The following is a 15,661-nucleotide window of genomic DNA, read 5'->3' as shown; positions in this document are numbered from 1 at the left end:
TAATGAAAACGGAACAACATATTGACGAGTTTATCCGGCGTGAAAAGGAGACGATTCCCAATCCATACCTATCCACCAGGGTCATGGCGAAAATTGAAGGATTGGAAAAAGTGGAGAGAAAAAAAAACACGCTCTGGCAGACCCTTGCACTTGCAGCCGGCATGGCCGCAGTCGCCTTTCTGGGAGTTTCTATCGGGAGCAGTGATGTAAAGAGCGGGACAAAAGAGAGGATATTGAATATCAACGACAGACAGATTGAAAATTTAGGATATTATAATCTCGGAGAGGATGAATAAAACGATTAAAATACTCTGGTGGGTCATCGCACTACTGGTGACGCTTAATCTGACAACCATCGGCACCATACTCCTCCGGAACCGTGAGAGTAACAGTGACAATGTCACCACCGTGCTCGACGAGAACCGGCAGAATCCGCTCAACGGCAGATACTTCAGGCAGACACTCGGTTTCGATGATGCGCAAATGAATGTTTTCAGGGAGGCACATCGCTCCTTTCAATATAGAGCGAACGATTTGATCTTCGGGATGGATTCCCTGAAGAACGTGATGTTTGCGGAGCTGAACAGTCCCACACCTGACACAAACCGGCTGAACGACCTTTCACAACAGGTGGGAAGTCACCATGCCGAGCTAAAAAAAATAACCAACACTTTCTATCTTCAGCTGAGAACAGTGTGCGACTCCATACAGTGCGAACAGCTGCAACAGGCTTTCCTCCCGCTCTTCCGTGACGGTACCGTAAACCGGGGCAGAGCTTATCAGTGGAACGACAGTATCGCCACAGGTCAAAGACACAGACACAGGTATGGTAGAGGCGGCAGAAGTGAATGAAAAAGTAAAATAATATCAAGACAATAAACCAATTAAATTCAGAAAAAAATGAGAACAAAAATTTTTATTTCAGCATTGGCAGTGTTACTCTCTGTCGGTCTGGTCGCAGCCCAGGAGCCGGAAAAAAAGGAGAAGACTACCACCACTCAGCAAGGACCCGCTTTTGTGGATAAGGACAACAACGGTATTTGCGACAATTTTGAGAACGGAACGCCCGGCAACCCGAATGCCAACGGGAAGCAACGCCTCCTTGACGGCAGTGGCAGAGGAAAAGGAATGTGCTGCGGCATGAGAAACGGTCGCGGCAGAGGTGGCAGGAATTTTGTGGATGCCAATAAGAACGGCGTTTGCGACAATTATGAGAACGGAACGCCCGGCCAGGGACGTGGTCCGGGAAAAGGTGCCGGTCTTAGAAACGGAAAAGGAGGACAGGCAAATTTTATAGATGCCAATAACAATGGTATCTGTGACCGGAGAGAGTGAAAAAACGGGAATAAAAAATGGCATAATCGGGAGTGATCTCCCGATTATTTTATAAATTTACCGCATCAATTCAACATATTCAACCATTGCAGAAGTAACGACTAACTTCTTAATATAGAAACCAGTGTATATTCGGAAAAACATAGCCATCAGCGAAACAGGATTCATCTTCAACCCGCTCACGGGCGACAGTTTCAGCGTGAACGAGACCGGCCTATTTGTCCTTCGGAAGCTAAAGGCGGAGGAAAACGAAGAAACGATACTAAAAGCGTTTCAGGAAGAATTTGAACTCGACAGAAATACCGCGGAGATAGATCTTAACGACTTCCTGTCAATGCTTAAGAGTTACCAGCTCACCGCATATGAAGAGGCGTAAAATTACCGTAGGCGTTACCGGACTGAACAACATCGACAGCCCCGGGCCGGGGATTCCTGTGATCCGGGCGTTGAAGGAGAGCCGGGAGTTTGATGTCCGGATCATCGGCCTCTCGTACGAAACGCTGGAGCCGGGAATCTATATGCAGGAACTGGTAGACAAGGTATACCAGTTACCGCTACCCACTGCCGGCACCACGGTACTGAAGGAGCGGCTGCAATATATTCACGAGGCAGAAAAACCGGATGTGATCATACCCAATTTCGATGCGGAACTGCACAATTTCATCAAAATAAGCCAATGGATGCAGGAGGAGCTCAACATGGCCACCTTCCTTCCCTCACACGACGCGTTTGAGGAGCGCCAGAAAGCGGAACTGAACAAATTCGGCGAGAAATACGGGGTACGGGTGCCTGCCAGTCACATGATCTCCCAGGTTCAGGAACTGAAAAAGCTGGAGGAGGAGATAGACTATCCCATGGTGATCAAGGGCCGCTACTACGATGCCTACATCGTCTCTTCCCTTGAACAGGCATCTTCCTATTTTTACAAGATCGTCGCCAAATGGGGATATCCGGTCATTGTCCAGGAGTTTGTCAACGGCACAGAGGTAAACGTCACTGCGTTGGGCAACGGGAAAGGCACCTGTATTGGAGCCGTACCGATGAGGAAACTCTATATCACCGACAAGGGTAAAGCCTGGTCGGGGATCTCGCTGGAGGACGACAAGCTGATGGAGATCTCACGCAATATCATTGAAAAAAGTCAGTGGCGGGGTGGTTGTGAACTGGAGTTTATCAAGACCCGGAAAGAAGAGTATTATCTCATTGAGATGAATCCCCGTTTTCCGGCGTGGGTTTACCTGGCAAACGGCTGCGGACAGAATCATGCCGAAGCACTGGTGAAGATGGCACTGGGTGAAGAAGTAAAACCGTTTACACAGTATAGGAGTGGAAAAATGTTTATCCGTTACTCCTATGATATGATTGTAGATATCTCTGAATTCGAGAAAATCTCAACTGCCGGTGAGAAATAACCGCTCGTGACATACCGGCGACGAGATCGTTCAACAACACACCGTAATATAAGCAAGGACTTAACCTGTAGCAGAAATAAAAGATACAAAGATGAAACCAGACTATGAACGACCGGTGATTCAGAAGCTGAACACGGGTTTACTGAATAAGTTCGGCAGCAGAACAGAGCAGAGGCCAGTGAAACAGATTGAGGGAGTGGCGATCAGTGACCTGATGGATCAATATGGTTCACCCCTGTTTGTCATCAGTGAGAAAAAGATCCGTCAGACCTATCGCCGGGCGTTGAAAGCCTTCACCATGCGTTATCCGAAAGTACAGTTTGCCTGGAGTTACAAGACCAACTACCTGGATGCTGTCTGTCGTGTCTTTCATCAGGAAGGGAGCTGGGCAGAGGTGGTTTCAGGATTTGAGTACCGGAAAGCACTGGGAAACGGCGTACCCGGCAACCTGATCATCTTCAATGGCCCCGACAAGTCTGCTGATGATTTAATGAGGGCGGTCGACAATCGTTCACTGATTCATATTGATCACTTCGACGAGCTATACACGCTGATAGAGATTCTGGAAGAAACAGAAAAAAGAGCACGTGTAGCCATCCGCGTCACGATGGATACGGGCGTTTATCCGCAATGGGATCGCTTTGGTTTTAATTATGAATCGGGCGAGGCCTGGAATGCCATCATGAAAATCGCTACCCAAAAGAACCTCGACCTGGAAGGCCTTCACTGTCATATCGGCACCTACATGCTTACTCCCGGTGCCTATGCCGTTGCCACGCAGAAATTGTGCGAGCTGGCGCAGGTTACGGCAAACAAGACCGGCGTAAAGGTGAAATACATCGATATGGGAGGCGGATTTTGCTCTTCAAATACGCTCAAGGGCTCTTATCTTCAGGGAGTTGACATCATCCCCACCTTCGACGACTATGCAGAGGCCATCGTGAACACGATCATGCATTTCGGTTTCAGTCCCGATGAACTGCCGCTGCTGATCCTTGAAACAGGACGCGCGCTGATCGATGAAGCCGGATATCTGCTGGGCTCGGTTCTGGCAACCAAACGCCTCTCCGACGGACGACGAGCCACCATACTGGACACCGGTGTGAACATCCTCTTCACCTCTTTCTGGTATAATCACCGTATATCTCCGGCACAGGAGTTCACACAGCATGCCGAAGATATGGCTCTTTACGGACCGCTGTGCATGAATATCGACTGTATCCGCGAGAGTGTAAGCCTGCCACTGCTGAAGAGAGGTGACAGGGTAGTAATCCATGAGGTGGGTGCATACAACATGACACAATGGATGCAGTTCATTACACTACGTCCCAACGTGGTGATGATCGATACGACCGGGAAGGTGAATCTGATACGCGAGAACGAAACAATGGAAAGCATCGTGGAACAGGAGCGTTTGCCTGATCATCTGCAAAATTTCAACCTTTAAGACAGGGAATATAAGCAGTAAAGAAGATATGGGGTGGCAGATTCAATCCAACGGACAATTACACCTGAACGGCATCGTCCACAGCTATGCCCAGATATTTTTTTCTCAGCACAATGCATATGGCATTTTGCTGTTGCTCCTGAGCATGCTTGACTTCCGGCTCGGTACAGGAGGCCTTGCCGCCGTGGCAATGACAAACCTTCTGGCCCATCTGCTTGGCTTCTCCAAAGCGAAAATAAATTCCGGACTGTATGGTTTTAACGCCATCTTTATCGGCATCAGCATGGTATACAAGTTTCATTTCAATCTTCCCTTTGGTATTCTTTTTATCTTGGCTGTTATCCTCGGCTTCATGCTGACCATATGGTTCGAAACCATGTTCGCGAAACATCAGATACCCATACTCACCCTCCCGTTTGTGTTCACGCTCGCACTGGTCGATCTCTCCTTTAATACATTCACCTATATCATACCCATTCTGCCGTTCGAGCGGTTTACGGTGTTGCTGGCAGAACAGATGCAAGTACCCTGGTATGATGCCGTACACGTCTTCGATCATCTGCAGCTGCCACAAATGCTCTACTACTATCTGAAGACAATGGCTTCCATCTTCTTTACAGACAGTATCCTGGTGGGAGCAATACTGGTGATCGCGTTGCTTTACCATTCAAGAATTAAATCGACAGTCGCCTTTCTGGGCTTTTTCTTTGCGTTTGTGACCAGTAAGCTGATGGGTGTTGATATCCGTGAACTGACACAGGATCTTGCCGGGGTCAACTACATCTTCTGGGGAATGGCCATCGGCAGTTTTTTCATTGTCCCCAACAGCTACAGCTATCTACTCGTGATAGGGCTCACTCCTGTCCTCTTCCTGTTCTACACGGGTATCGAGAACCTGATAGCAGGTATCGGCATCTCCTCCTATACCCTCTCCTTCAGCCTGCTGTCGATGCTCGTACTGTATATTCTTAAACAACGGAGCAATAACCGTTTTTTTATCTTTCCCTTCATTCAGTACTACAATCCCGAGAAGACAGTATACAAAAACGTCAATTACATGCAGCGCTTCGGTCAGGGCATGCTCTTCAAATTTCAACTCCCGTTTCTCGATAAGTGGACGGTGAGTCAGGGGTATGACGGGGGCATCACCCATCTGGGGGAATGGGGCAAAGCCCTCGATTTTGTAATTACCGACGAAGAGGGAAAGAGCTGCTTCGGACAATGCGCCCAAAAGGAGGAGTTTTATTGTTATAACAAGCCGGTGCTGGCCCCCGCCGACGGCTATGTCTACATGATTAGTAACATCACCGATGAAAATACCATCAACAATGTGGACACGGAGAAAAACTGGGGAAACAGCATTGTCATTAACCATCTGAATGGTCTTTATACACAGATGAGTCATCTCAGGAAGGATAGCTTCAGGGTACGCATCGGTGATTATGTAAAAAAGGGGACAGTAGTGGCCGCCTGCGGTAACTCGGGACGCTCCCCCGCGCCGCATCTACATTTCCAGGTACAGTTGACACCGGAAATAGGTGCGATGACCCACCCCTACCCCTTCGGCTATTTTTTTGAAGAACATGACAACAAACCGGTTCTCCGTATCGGGGAAACGCCCAAAGAGGGGAGCATCATCTATAATGTACCTCTTTCATCACTGGCCAGTGAAGCCATGCAGGCCAAGCCGGGCAGATTGCTCCGCGTGAAACAGGAGAATGAAGCATGGTTGTGGAGAATTGCGACAGATGCCTATAACAAAACTTACATTCGCTGCGATAAAACCGGGTCGACAGCCTACTTCGAGAATGACGGAACACTATTCTATTTCACCGATTTCGAAGGAAAGAAATCGTCTCCCCTCTACTTTTTTTATCGAAGCTGCTTCAAACTGCTGCTGTCCAATGAAAAAGGAATTACAATAAAGGACTGGGTACCGCTTACGAAAGAACATCCTGTGGGAACGAAATGGATCCAGGATTTTCTCTCTCCCTTCATTCTGTTTACCCGCATACGGTACGAGTCGGTACTCTCTGAAGCAGACAATATTCATTATCCGGAGAAAATTGGTTACCGCATTACGACGAAAACATCGTTCCTCCATTTCTTACATCAAAGAAAAGAGGTAACGGTGAGCATCACCAGAAAAAAAATAGAGATTAACGCACAAAAACGGATATTATGTATCGACTGGGAATGACACTTCTTACTATTATCCTGGTAATCTCTTCCCTGCGTGCTCAGGATAGCCTGCGCCCTGAGCAGATGGATAGTCTGACCAGGATTAATAATCTGCGTATGACGCAGACCGACAGTCTCACCTACCGCCAGTACCTGGACGGGGATTACCGGAGTCTGATCGGAACAAGCCGTAAAGCTCGTCGAGAGGGTATCAGTTTCTACTATCTCGACTACCGTACGGCTATTGCCTATTATGCGCTGAAGAACTATGCAAAGGCAGCGACGTTTTACAAGAAAACGCTTTCAGAAACGCCGGACGATCCTGCTCTGAAGGAGAGTCTATACTATGCCTATCTGCTGAGCGGACAGAAAGAAAATGCAGCCATCCTCGCCAAGACAATGGCTCCTCATACACAGGCCATTGTCGGGTATACCCCATCGGTGATGGATAAGATATCTCTTTCCGGTGGTTATATGACCAACGACAATAGGCCAGGCACACATACTATCGTAGGGTTTGACTCGCTCAACCAATACCAGAATATGATTTTCTCCACCCTGGGTGTCGGGTTCAAACTATCAGAACGGACAAAATTCAAGCTGGGATACCAGCTGTATAATACCCGCTTTCAGCGATCCGCCGGTACAACGGTGATAATGGAAGACAATCTTTCACAACATCAGCTGGTCGCAGCCTTGGAGTTCTTCTCTCCCTCCAATATAACCTGGGGGGTTGCCGGAGGATATTACAACATAGGGAAACCCGGCAACATCTCCATCATGGCAACAGGTCAAGGTGCTGCAAGAGGCTATGGAGCACCGTTCTCCTACAACACTTCAAGCGGAAAGAGAATTTCAGCCTATTCGCTGCTTGCCTTTCTCAACAAACGGTTTACCTATGCGCTCCCGGAAATTGCCGTGGCTTATTCCAACTTCGGGGAAACAGATCAATATCAGGCAAAAGGCTCGCTTACATACTATCCGCTGGGAAACCTCAACTTCTATGGGATTAGTACTGCTGCCCTTGTTTACACCCCCAATGGATGGTTCAGGAAACAATACATACTATCTCAGCATTTCGGGATGAAACTGTCGGGACCAATATGGCTGGATGCAAATGCCAGCCTCGGGAACCATTTGAATTATATTACCGAACGTTCGTTTCAGGTATATGATACCTACGATCCTATCAAGGCACTGGCGGGTCTCTCCCTCTCCTGGTATCTCAGGAAAATAACGATGAACGCGGGGTATCAATGGCAGCAAAAAGAGGGATATGCCTTTTCAGAAATCAATTATACCACATACAAATACAATAATCACCTTGTAAACATCGCATTGTCATGGAACTTTTAAATAAAAAAACGGGGATATTTATTCTCCTGCTGCTACTCTCAGTGGGTGTCAATGCCCAGGTAGATCCATCGCAGATATTTGCCGCCAGCTATCGTTATGAATCGTCGGGCGACTATGAAAAGGCGATAGGTGAACTGAACGGCGTGAACGGTTACGACTACCACAAGTCGCTACGTCTGGGATGGCTCTATTATCTCTCAAAAGACTACGAAACAAGTAAGAAGTTTTATCAACAGGCTGTAAAACTGGAGCCACAGGCTGTGGAAGCCTTGCTGGGTCTCTGTTATCCACTGGAAGCACAGAAAAACAGTGATGAGTTGGAAAAGGTGTACAAGCAAATCCTCACCCTCGACAAGATGAACTCGAAAGTGAACTACGCACTGGGAAATATCTACTATTACAGGAAAGATTTCCTGCAGGCAGAGATTTATTTCGACAAGATACAACGCATGTATCCCTTCGATTACTATTCCACCCTGATGTGCGGTTGGACAAAATATTTTCTTGGCAAGAAGAATGAAGCAAAACGGCTCTTCAATATCGTGCTGATCATCTCCCCGGCTGACCAGTCGGCAAAAGATGGACTGAATCTGTTGAAATAAGATTTAAGCGGTTCTTCCCGCAAAAGACGGCAGCTTCATATTGATAGATTGAGAGCCGCAGGCGAATCTAACAAGGTCTTTTCGCATGTAAAGCCATTTAGTAAAAAACTAAAAAACGGAGACAAGTGAAATGAGTAACCCATTAAATCGAAAAAAGCACCTACCGATTTTGATCGGCAAGTGCTTGGCATTGTAGTGACCCCGGAGGGGCTCGAACCCTCGACCCATTGATTAAGAGGCCGCAAACATAATATATCGATTCTTACCAATATATATTATTTATCTGTTTTTCTGCTATTTATGATTTTCACCAATGTTAATTTTATCTATATATTTGGTTATTTTTCGATGTTTTTCTACATTTGTATGACCTATGTATGACCCAATTAATTTTGTAATGCTTTGATAAACTATACATTTAGGGGGGTGAAAATTTCACTGGTTCGGAAAATAAAGAACGGCAGGAACAAAAATGAGCAACCAATCTATTGGCGCGTTACTTTTCTGCGTAAACAATCTTACTATTTTACCGGGTTAAAGTACGATGATCAGGAATGGGATGCTTTCTTAAATCGTAATTTGAGAAAACACACTGAGACAAAGGCCTTGTTAGATAAATACTTTCACTCTACAATCAAGCCGATTATCGATGATCTGGCATCAAAAAATCAATTCACCCTTACAGCCTTCAATTCAAGATTTCTGAACATTGACACACAAGAGATCACCGTGAATCAAGCTTTTAAAAATAAGATCGATTACCTGGAAAGTGAATTTAGGCTGGGCAGTGCAGGGGTATACAAAGCTACCATAAAAGCATTGATGCGGTTCAAGCATTTCAAGCAACTCAAAAATCGTGCTGATAAAAATGCATTCATCGCACTCTGTAGAGAGAAGCGACATGTTACCATCGGGAAAGATGTCCTGGATATTGAACATACGATCAATTTTGAGGAAATCACCACCGGGTTCCTGGAAGAGTGCGAGAAGTTTTGGTTCGAGACTGAGATCTCTCCTGCCACGATGGGAATCTACATGAGGACATTGAGAGCAATCATTAACAATAACAGAGGCGATAGACCATATATCGAAGCTGAGAAGTACCCCTTTGGCGTGTCGAGGGGAAAATATGCCATTCCGGAAGGAGGCAGAAGAGAGATCGCGTTATCGATCGAGCAGATATGGAAGATTGAAGATTACCAGACAGAAAATGTTACGCTGGCCACCGCGCGTGACATATTCGTATTCATGTTCTACTGCAACGGATTGAATTTCGGAGACCTCTGCCGGTTGCGTTATGAGAACATCGATGTATCAAACAATGAAATCGTCTTTCAACGAAAAAAGACACTGAGAAAAACAGCGAAACCAACATTTATCTATGTACCTATCCTTCCTCCTATGATTGAAATTATCAACCGGCAAGGGAACAAGGATCAGGATGGATATATCTTCCCCTTTCTGAATGGCATAGAACCCACTGATAACAATGAGCGAAAAATTATCAACGCGATGAGGCTCAGTTTAGATCTCATCAACACTTCACTCAAACAGATAGCGAATGAGCTGGGACTGGATCCGGACCTATCGACCTCCTATACCCGGAACAGTTACATCACTCATCTCACCAGTGAATTACTTGTGAACCCCATCGTGGTTAGAAAGATGGTCGGCCATAGTACAAGGAAGGATGTCACTGCCGGCTATGTGAAGCTGACAGCCAAGAAGCGGAGAGAGATCAATATGAAGCTGCTGAATCCGGAGAAGAGGTATGCTACGATTAACTCAGGGAGGGTGATTTAGTATTTTATAGATTGTAATTTTCTCATTTTCAGACAAAATCTCTGTTATATAATGAATTTGTACAATATAGAAATTAATAAATTAATTTTTTATTCAATTCTACGTTCAATCAAAATAGTTACTATATTTGTTTTTACTAAAAATGTATTAATAATGTATAATAGGGAAGACTGATTGAACTTATAAGTCAACTAAATAAGTAATGCTATGAAAAAAATGAAATTATTTTCTTTATTGATAATTTGCGCTGGTTTTAACAGCTGCGCTATTCTAAAACCACCTATAATTGTAAAAAACGAGTTTATTGGGAACTATAAATACATATATGTGGCATCAACAAATAGTTTGACTTCAAGTTCGGGGTCTTCTTACGGAGGACAGTATTATTCATCAAGCAAAAGTGTCAATCCAAGTGATGTTATAATCGGGATATTGACCAAAGAAGGGTTCATAGCATTGCCTGAGATAAAACCAGAATTAATTGACCAAACCCTAATCGTTAATTATGGAGAAAGCGGTAAAAGAAATATCGCCGGTGGTCTTGGTGGCTATACAATTGAAGTTACGATCCAATTCATTTCCGCTAAAACACATACACTTATGAGTTCTTGTACTGCTGAAGGACAAGGAGAAACAGAAGCTGACGATATAAGAAAAGCAATAAACCGTTGTTTAGCTGGGCTATTGGATAGATGAACAAAATAAAGTTCTCTCAATAATTATAATAAAAAAATACCTTGCATAATTTCGATGAAATATTGTTATTGTTAGCGTTTTTAATTATTGTCATCTTACCTTTTGTTTACAAATTGTATCTACCGATATTAAAAGGTAAAAAAGGCGAGGCAAAGGTTAGAAGACAATTGAATAAGCTTCCAAAGGATGAATATTATAGTCTAAATGATATTTTGATCAAAACAAATAGAGGTTACTGTCAGATAGATCACATTGTCATCTCTATATATGGTATCTATGTAATTGAGACTAAGAACTACACAGGTTGGATTTATGGACATGAGAATTCAGAAAAATGGACACAATCAATATATGGCAATAAAACAAAATTTAGAAATCCGATTAAACAAAATTGGGGTCATATATATGCAATTAAAAATGTTCTATCGGATTACGGTAAAATAAAGTATTTCTCCATTGTTGTTTTTGCTGGTACTGCAATACTCAAAAACGTAAATTCCATAGTCCCCGTAATTTATAGCAAACGGCTATATAAAACTATTATTGGGCAAAAAGGGATACCATGTTTATCGATTAGAGAGATTGAAGTCATATCTAATAAGATAAACAAAATTAATATTCAAGACAGAAAAGATAAGAGAAAAGCAAAAAAAGAACTAGTAAAACAGATTAAGACTGGTATATCTGAAAGGAATCAGAAAGAAAAGCAATTGATTTGTCCAAGTTGCGGAGGCAATTTAATATTGAGAAAAGGTAAGTACGGAAAATTTTATGGTTGTTCAAATTACCCAAAATGCAGATATTCTAAAGAAAAATAATGAATTATTAATCGATTGAGAACAATACAGATAAGGTAAAAGAGAAAAATGATGAAATAATAAAGAAGGATGCATTTTTGCTCTACCTAGAAGACAACATTAAATACCTTTCCTTTGAGGATACAATTACTGCGTGTAAAAAATGTGCATATAATTTTGATATAAACAACATGGAATAATGTCCCAAATGTAAAGAATATTATAAAAGCATTAAGTATCCAACCTGTATTCAATGTTTGCCCGAAGAAAAGCGAAAAGCGGTATTAGATTCTATTGAATTTGGAAAAGAAATGCAAGAAATGCACAAAAAGCTTGGCATAGACTAATTAGCATCAAAATATGTAATCATTGAGGTAAAGTAAAATAGCGATATTTACCACACAAAATAAAAAATCCCATCATGAAGAAAATTTATTTATCAAACAAGAATCATTTCGGGCAAGTGTTTAAAATTATATCTGTGTTTTTTTTATTTGGATCCCTGTTGGGATGTGCTACTGGCTCTACAATCGTTACCGGGACGAAAAAATCACCGATTAGCTCAGATGAGGTAAAAATTTATCTCGATCCCCCAGCGGAATACGAAAGTATTGGACTTATTGAAGTTTCCAGTGGTATTGTTTTTTCCAGACAAGCAGCAATGAATGAAGCAATGAAAGAGATAAAGTCAAAAGCAGCCAAGATTGGAGCTAATGGGGTGCTTTTAACCAATACAGGAAGCAAATCAGGAGGGACAACAGGCTATTACTCCAACGGAATCTATATTGGTGGCGATTCGAGTGATAAGATACTCGCACAAGGACGAGCAATATATGTTATTAGAGAATAAAATAACAGTATAACTTAAAATCACACCTAACAAGGAATTGTGATTAGCATCAGACATGCTGAATCTCGGAAACCTCTTCCGTTGAGGTATAAGAACATAGATGCGATAAATATTATACTCGTTCTTCACCGGGAAAAGACGCTGAGAAAAACAGCGAAACCAACTTTTATTTACGTGCCAATCCTTCCTCCGATGATTGAAATCATCAACCGGCAAGGAAACAATGATCAAGATGGATATATCTTTCCCTTTCTGAATGGCATTGAACCCACTGATAATAATGAGCGGAAAATCATCAACGCGATGGGGCTTAATTTAGAACCGATCAACACATCACTCAAACAGATAGCGAATGATCTAGGACTGGATCCGGAATTATCGACCTCCTATACCAGGAACAGCTACATCACCCACCTCACAAGTGAATTACTTGTGAACCCAATCGTGGTTAGAAAGATGGTCGGCCATAGTACCAGGAAAGATGTCACTGCCGGCTATGTGAAGCTGACAGCCAAGAAGCGGAGAGAGATAAATATACAGTTGTTGAACCCAGAGAAAAGATATACAGCGATTAATTCAGTCTGAGTGATTTAGTATTCTTCAGATTGTAGACTATCATATTCTAAACTTTAGAGAGATATTATTGATTTTTTTCGTTATTTGTCTAAATATTTGTTAGTTTTGCATCTATAAGCTTAGTACTGATGAGAAACTTATGTTTCCACCTCTGCATTTGAATTAAATGAATCTTTTGTAAATACCTTCCATTTGAAAGGATATACGAATGTTTTATATCTGATATTTACGAAATTAGTATATTTATTGCGTAAAAAACGCGTTGTGGTTAATTTTAAAATAAATCATACTTGACAAAACCTTTTTGAATATTCAGCATCATTCATTAAAAACATAGCAAATAACAAGTAATAAAAGATTGAAATGAAACAGAAAATTTTCTTATTAGCAATGAGTTTTATCTCATTCAACTTTGCAAATGCTCAATTTGCCGAAAACAATGCTGTATATGCAACAGGTGAATTGAACTTAGGTAATTATGTTGGAATGGACTTGAATTTGAATTATGTATTGAAAGAAAAATACTCTTTCAAAGTAGGATACTCTGGAAATTTCAGAAAGCCCAAATCACAACCGGAAGATTTCACCACTGGTGTAACTGGAATATTAGTTTGGGGACTAAATAGCCCTGTTGACGTATTTGAAAATTTTGGAGCAAGTATTGGAAGAATTTATAAAATAAATCAAAATGGGACCATCAGAGCAAACCTTTCCTTTGGAGTGGGGTATACCATTTATACAGAACCTGAAAACTGGAAAAAGATTAATAATAATACTGTATCTGTGACCAAGAATTACTCCTATGATAATGTGGAGCATAAAGCTGTTAGTCTGATTGTCAACCCTAAAATAGAATTTCCTATTACAAGGTATTTTGGATTTTCAATTTCACCCATGTTGCAAATAAATAAGGATAGAACATACTTTGGAATTGGACTTGGAAGCATGATTGGACTATTAAGATAAGAAAAACTAACCACAATCGAGTAGACTGCCCCGCCAGCCTTGGCTGACGGGGAGAGCCTCTCACACCACTGTACGTACGGTTCACGTATACAGCGGTTCGTTAAGAAATGGAGCAATTTTCTGATAATAAGTAAACATAGGTTCGTAACCGCGTTGTTGCAGACGTTCCACCGTGATGGTGGTTTTCAAAATAGGGCTACACGCGACCGCCCATGTACCCATTCGGCTACGGCTGTGGCTGTATGCGTGTTCAAGGTCAACGCCCAAACGTATCAGGTTTTTCCGTCTTCGTTCGGATTTCTTCCATTGTTTCCAGATACAGCAACGTAGCCGGTTACGCACCCACCCATCCACATCTTTGAGTTTTTCCTGGATACTTGCCATGCGGTAGTATTGAAGCCAGCCTCGCTGTACTTCTTTCAGTTTGTGGATACGCTCATCGAAACTGGCGGGTGTGGTTTTTCGGGTGATGGCTTTGAGTTTTAGTTTCAGGTTTTTCCATCCTTTGCCGCTTACCACCAGCTGGTATTTGCCTTTTTCCCCCTTTTTGTAAGTGGGCACAAAACCATATCCTAATAGCGAAAAGTTTACGGGGCGACGGATTCCACTTTTCTCCCGATTAATAGGCAGGTGTAGTTTACTCTTTAGAAAGAGAAAGATCTCGTTGCCTGTTTTGCGGGCATGCCATTGGCTTTTGCAATAAATGCTAAAGTCGTCAGCATAGCGGACAGACTTTAATCCACGTCTGTCTAATTCTTTATCCAATTCATCTAACATGATATTGGAGAGAATCGGGCTCAGCGGACTGCCCTGTGGTACTCCTTTTCGGCGTTTGACTAACTTCCCGTTGATTAAAATCGGCGCTCGCAGCCATTTGCGGATAAGACGCAGCGTAAGCGGGCATTTTACCTTGCGATACAACAATTGCAGCAAAATGCAGTGGTCTACTTCGTCAAAGAAGCTCTTCAGGTCAATGTCTACTATATCCTGATAACCATTGTTTATATACTCCAATGCTTTGAGTACCGCTTGCAGGGCATTCTTATTCGGGCGAAATCCATAACTGTAATCCTCAAATTCCATTTCGAACCGGTTGGCTAAAACTTGCCCTACGGCTTGTTGAAGCATTCGGTCAACCACGGTAGGCACACCTAAAAGACGTGTCTTCCCATTTCCCTTGGGTATCTCTACCCCCAAAATGGGTTGTGGCAAGTAAGTGCCATTTAACAATGATTGCCCTATACTTTCCCTGTTCTTTGTCAGGTGGTCGTATAGTTCGCTTACAGGCATCCGGTCAACTCCTGCCGAACCTTTGTTCTGCCTGACCTGTTGCAATGCACGCATCATGTTGTGACGGTTAATCACTTGCTCGATCAATTCCATTTCGTTTTTGTTTGCTCATTTAATCATCTTCTCTTGCCCTGTTTCGCTTGCTACAGGCTATTTCATTGCTGAAAATCCATGTCGCATTAAAAACTTCTTAACGTTCAGTCCTTCATTACGTTCGTGAGACCTCCGACTCTCTGGATTTCTATCACTTGCCGGCTCGTTTTCCGTAATTACTATGACCTCGGCTGACTTCTCATTACATTTTACTGCTTAGAGATCTCCCCCGGTAAGAGCTTTTTCCTTCCTCCAAT

The 15,661-nt window shown here is 42.9% G+C and carries 16 protein-coding genes; 15 read left to right on the top strand and 1 reads right to left on the bottom strand.

What is annotated here, in order from left to right; translation table 11 throughout:
* The first annotated feature begins 2 nt into the window (after nucleotides 1–2).
* The 15 genes from AC1HCU_RS15145 (at nucleotide 3) to AC1HCU_RS15075 (ending at nucleotide 14,021) form a co-directional block, all read left to right on the top strand.
* Nucleotides 3–296, top strand: coding sequence for a hypothetical protein (locus AC1HCU_RS15145; protein ID WP_480367359.1), 294 nt, complete (start codon nucleotides 3–5; stop codon nucleotides 294–296).
* Entirely contained in the window at nucleotides 289–852 is a 564-nt protein-coding gene (locus tag AC1HCU_RS15140; protein WP_480367357.1) for a hypothetical protein, read from the top strand. The genes AC1HCU_RS15145 and AC1HCU_RS15140 overlap by 8 nt, the downstream gene beginning before the upstream one ends.
* Nucleotides 853–900: 48 nt before the next feature.
* On the top strand, nucleotides 901–1,335 hold the full coding sequence (locus AC1HCU_RS15135) for a hypothetical protein (RefSeq protein ID WP_480367354.1): 435 nt from the start codon (nucleotides 901–903) through the stop codon (nucleotides 1,333–1,335).
* Between the two features lie 124 nt (nucleotides 1,336–1,459).
* Nucleotides 1,460–1,711: a PqqD family protein gene (locus AC1HCU_RS15130; RefSeq protein WP_480367351.1), complete on the top strand. Its 252-nt coding sequence runs from the start codon at nucleotides 1,460–1,462 to the stop codon at nucleotides 1,709–1,711.
* Nucleotides 1,698–2,747, top strand: a complete 1,050-nt coding sequence (locus tag AC1HCU_RS15125) for an ATP-grasp domain-containing protein (RefSeq protein WP_480367348.1) — start codon at nucleotides 1,698–1,700, stop codon at nucleotides 2,745–2,747. The genes AC1HCU_RS15130 and AC1HCU_RS15125 overlap by 14 nt, the downstream gene beginning before the upstream one ends.
* Before the next feature lie 91 nt (nucleotides 2,748–2,838).
* Complete coding sequence (locus tag AC1HCU_RS15120) at nucleotides 2,839–4,194, top strand: hypothetical protein (RefSeq protein WP_480367346.1); 1,356 nt, start codon at nucleotides 2,839–2,841, stop codon at nucleotides 4,192–4,194.
* A gap of 28 nt (nucleotides 4,195–4,222) precedes the next feature.
* Nucleotides 4,223–6,394, top strand: coding sequence for an urea transporter (locus AC1HCU_RS15115; RefSeq protein WP_480367344.1), 2,172 nt, complete (start codon nucleotides 4,223–4,225; stop codon nucleotides 6,392–6,394).
* A complete protein-coding gene (locus AC1HCU_RS15110) occupies nucleotides 6,376–7,731 on the top strand; it encodes a tetratricopeptide repeat protein (RefSeq protein ID WP_480367341.1) in 1,356 nt (451 codons plus the stop codon). The genes AC1HCU_RS15115 and AC1HCU_RS15110 overlap by 19 nt, the downstream gene beginning before the upstream one ends.
* Nucleotides 7,719–8,333 (top strand): tetratricopeptide repeat protein, encoded by a 615-nt coding sequence (locus AC1HCU_RS15105; protein WP_480367338.1) that lies wholly within the window; start codon nucleotides 7,719–7,721, stop codon nucleotides 8,331–8,333. The genes AC1HCU_RS15110 and AC1HCU_RS15105 overlap by 13 nt, the downstream gene beginning before the upstream one ends.
* 426 nt (nucleotides 8,334–8,759) lie before the next feature.
* Nucleotides 8,760–10,136, top strand: coding sequence for a tyrosine-type recombinase/integrase (locus AC1HCU_RS15100; protein ID WP_480367336.1), 1,377 nt, complete (start codon nucleotides 8,760–8,762; stop codon nucleotides 10,134–10,136).
* A gap of 207 nt (nucleotides 10,137–10,343) precedes the next feature.
* The gene (locus tag AC1HCU_RS15095; protein WP_238868665.1) at nucleotides 10,344–10,832 is read left to right on the top strand and encodes a hypothetical protein; all 489 of its coding nucleotides are present in this window, start codon (nucleotides 10,344–10,346) and stop codon (nucleotides 10,830–10,832) included.
* 41 nt (nucleotides 10,833–10,873) lie between these two features.
* Complete coding sequence (locus AC1HCU_RS15090; protein WP_238868664.1) at nucleotides 10,874–11,650, top strand: NERD domain-containing protein; 777 nt, start codon at nucleotides 10,874–10,876, stop codon at nucleotides 11,648–11,650.
* Nucleotides 11,651–12,050: 400 nt separating this feature from the next.
* A complete protein-coding gene (locus AC1HCU_RS15085) occupies nucleotides 12,051–12,479 on the top strand; it encodes a hypothetical protein (RefSeq protein ID WP_480367333.1) in 429 nt (142 codons plus the stop codon).
* 192 nt (nucleotides 12,480–12,671) lie between these two features.
* Nucleotides 12,672–13,064 (top strand): site-specific integrase, encoded by a 393-nt coding sequence (locus AC1HCU_RS15080; protein WP_480367330.1) that lies wholly within the window; start codon nucleotides 12,672–12,674, stop codon nucleotides 13,062–13,064.
* A gap of 354 nt (nucleotides 13,065–13,418) precedes the next feature.
* On the top strand, nucleotides 13,419–14,021 hold the full coding sequence (locus AC1HCU_RS15075; RefSeq protein ID WP_165004337.1) for a hypothetical protein: 603 nt from the start codon (nucleotides 13,419–13,421) through the stop codon (nucleotides 14,019–14,021).
* Nucleotides 14,022–14,102: 81 nt separating this feature from the next.
* Here AC1HCU_RS15075 and ltrA read toward each other — a convergent pair whose 3' ends face one another.
* A complete protein-coding gene (gene ltrA / locus AC1HCU_RS15070; RefSeq protein ID WP_238868661.1) occupies nucleotides 14,103–15,404 on the bottom strand; it encodes a group II intron reverse transcriptase/maturase in 1,302 nt (433 codons plus the stop codon).
* Between the last annotated feature and the right edge of the window lie 257 nt (nucleotides 15,405–15,661).

This window comes from Proteiniphilum sp. LBM24028, from assembly GCF_056629195.1.
Note: the sequence above shows the minus strand (reverse complement) of the source record. Positions and strands in the feature narration are given on the sequence as shown.

What these genes read in the sequence shown, in the direction of transcription:
- AC1HCU_RS15145 (WP_480367359.1), top strand. Translation starts at nt 3, where the DNA reads ATGAAAACGGAACAACATATTGACGAGTTTATCCGGCGTGAAAAGGAG.
- AC1HCU_RS15140 (WP_480367357.1), top strand. Translation starts at nt 289, where the DNA reads ATGAATAAAACGATTAAAATACTCTGGTGGGTCATCGCACTACTGGTG.
- AC1HCU_RS15135 (WP_480367354.1), top strand. Translation starts at nt 901, where the DNA reads ATGAGAACAAAAATTTTTATTTCAGCATTGGCAGTGTTACTCTCTGTC.
- AC1HCU_RS15125 (WP_480367348.1), top strand. Translation starts at nt 1,698, where the DNA reads ATGAAGAGGCGTAAAATTACCGTAGGCGTTACCGGACTGAACAACATC.
- AC1HCU_RS15120 (WP_480367346.1), top strand. Translation starts at nt 2,839, where the DNA reads ATGAAACCAGACTATGAACGACCGGTGATTCAGAAGCTGAACACGGGT.
- AC1HCU_RS15115 (WP_480367344.1), top strand. Translation starts at nt 4,223, where the DNA reads ATGGGGTGGCAGATTCAATCCAACGGACAATTACACCTGAACGGCATC.
- AC1HCU_RS15110 (WP_480367341.1), top strand. Translation starts at nt 6,376, where the DNA reads ATGTATCGACTGGGAATGACACTTCTTACTATTATCCTGGTAATCTCT.
- AC1HCU_RS15105 (WP_480367338.1), top strand. Translation starts at nt 7,719, where the DNA reads ATGGAACTTTTAAATAAAAAAACGGGGATATTTATTCTCCTGCTGCTA.
- AC1HCU_RS15095 (WP_238868665.1), top strand. Translation starts at nt 10,344, where the DNA reads ATGAAAAAAATGAAATTATTTTCTTTATTGATAATTTGCGCTGGTTTT.
- AC1HCU_RS15085 (WP_480367333.1), top strand. Translation starts at nt 12,051, where the DNA reads ATGAAGAAAATTTATTTATCAAACAAGAATCATTTCGGGCAAGTGTTT.
- AC1HCU_RS15080 (WP_480367330.1), top strand. Translation starts at nt 12,672, where the DNA reads ATGATTGAAATCATCAACCGGCAAGGAAACAATGATCAAGATGGATAT.
- AC1HCU_RS15075 (WP_165004337.1), top strand. Translation starts at nt 13,419, where the DNA reads ATGAAACAGAAAATTTTCTTATTAGCAATGAGTTTTATCTCATTCAAC.
- ltrA (WP_238868661.1), bottom strand. Translation starts at nt 15,404, where the DNA reads ATGGAATTGATCGAGCAAGTGATTAACCGTCACAACATGATGCGTGCA.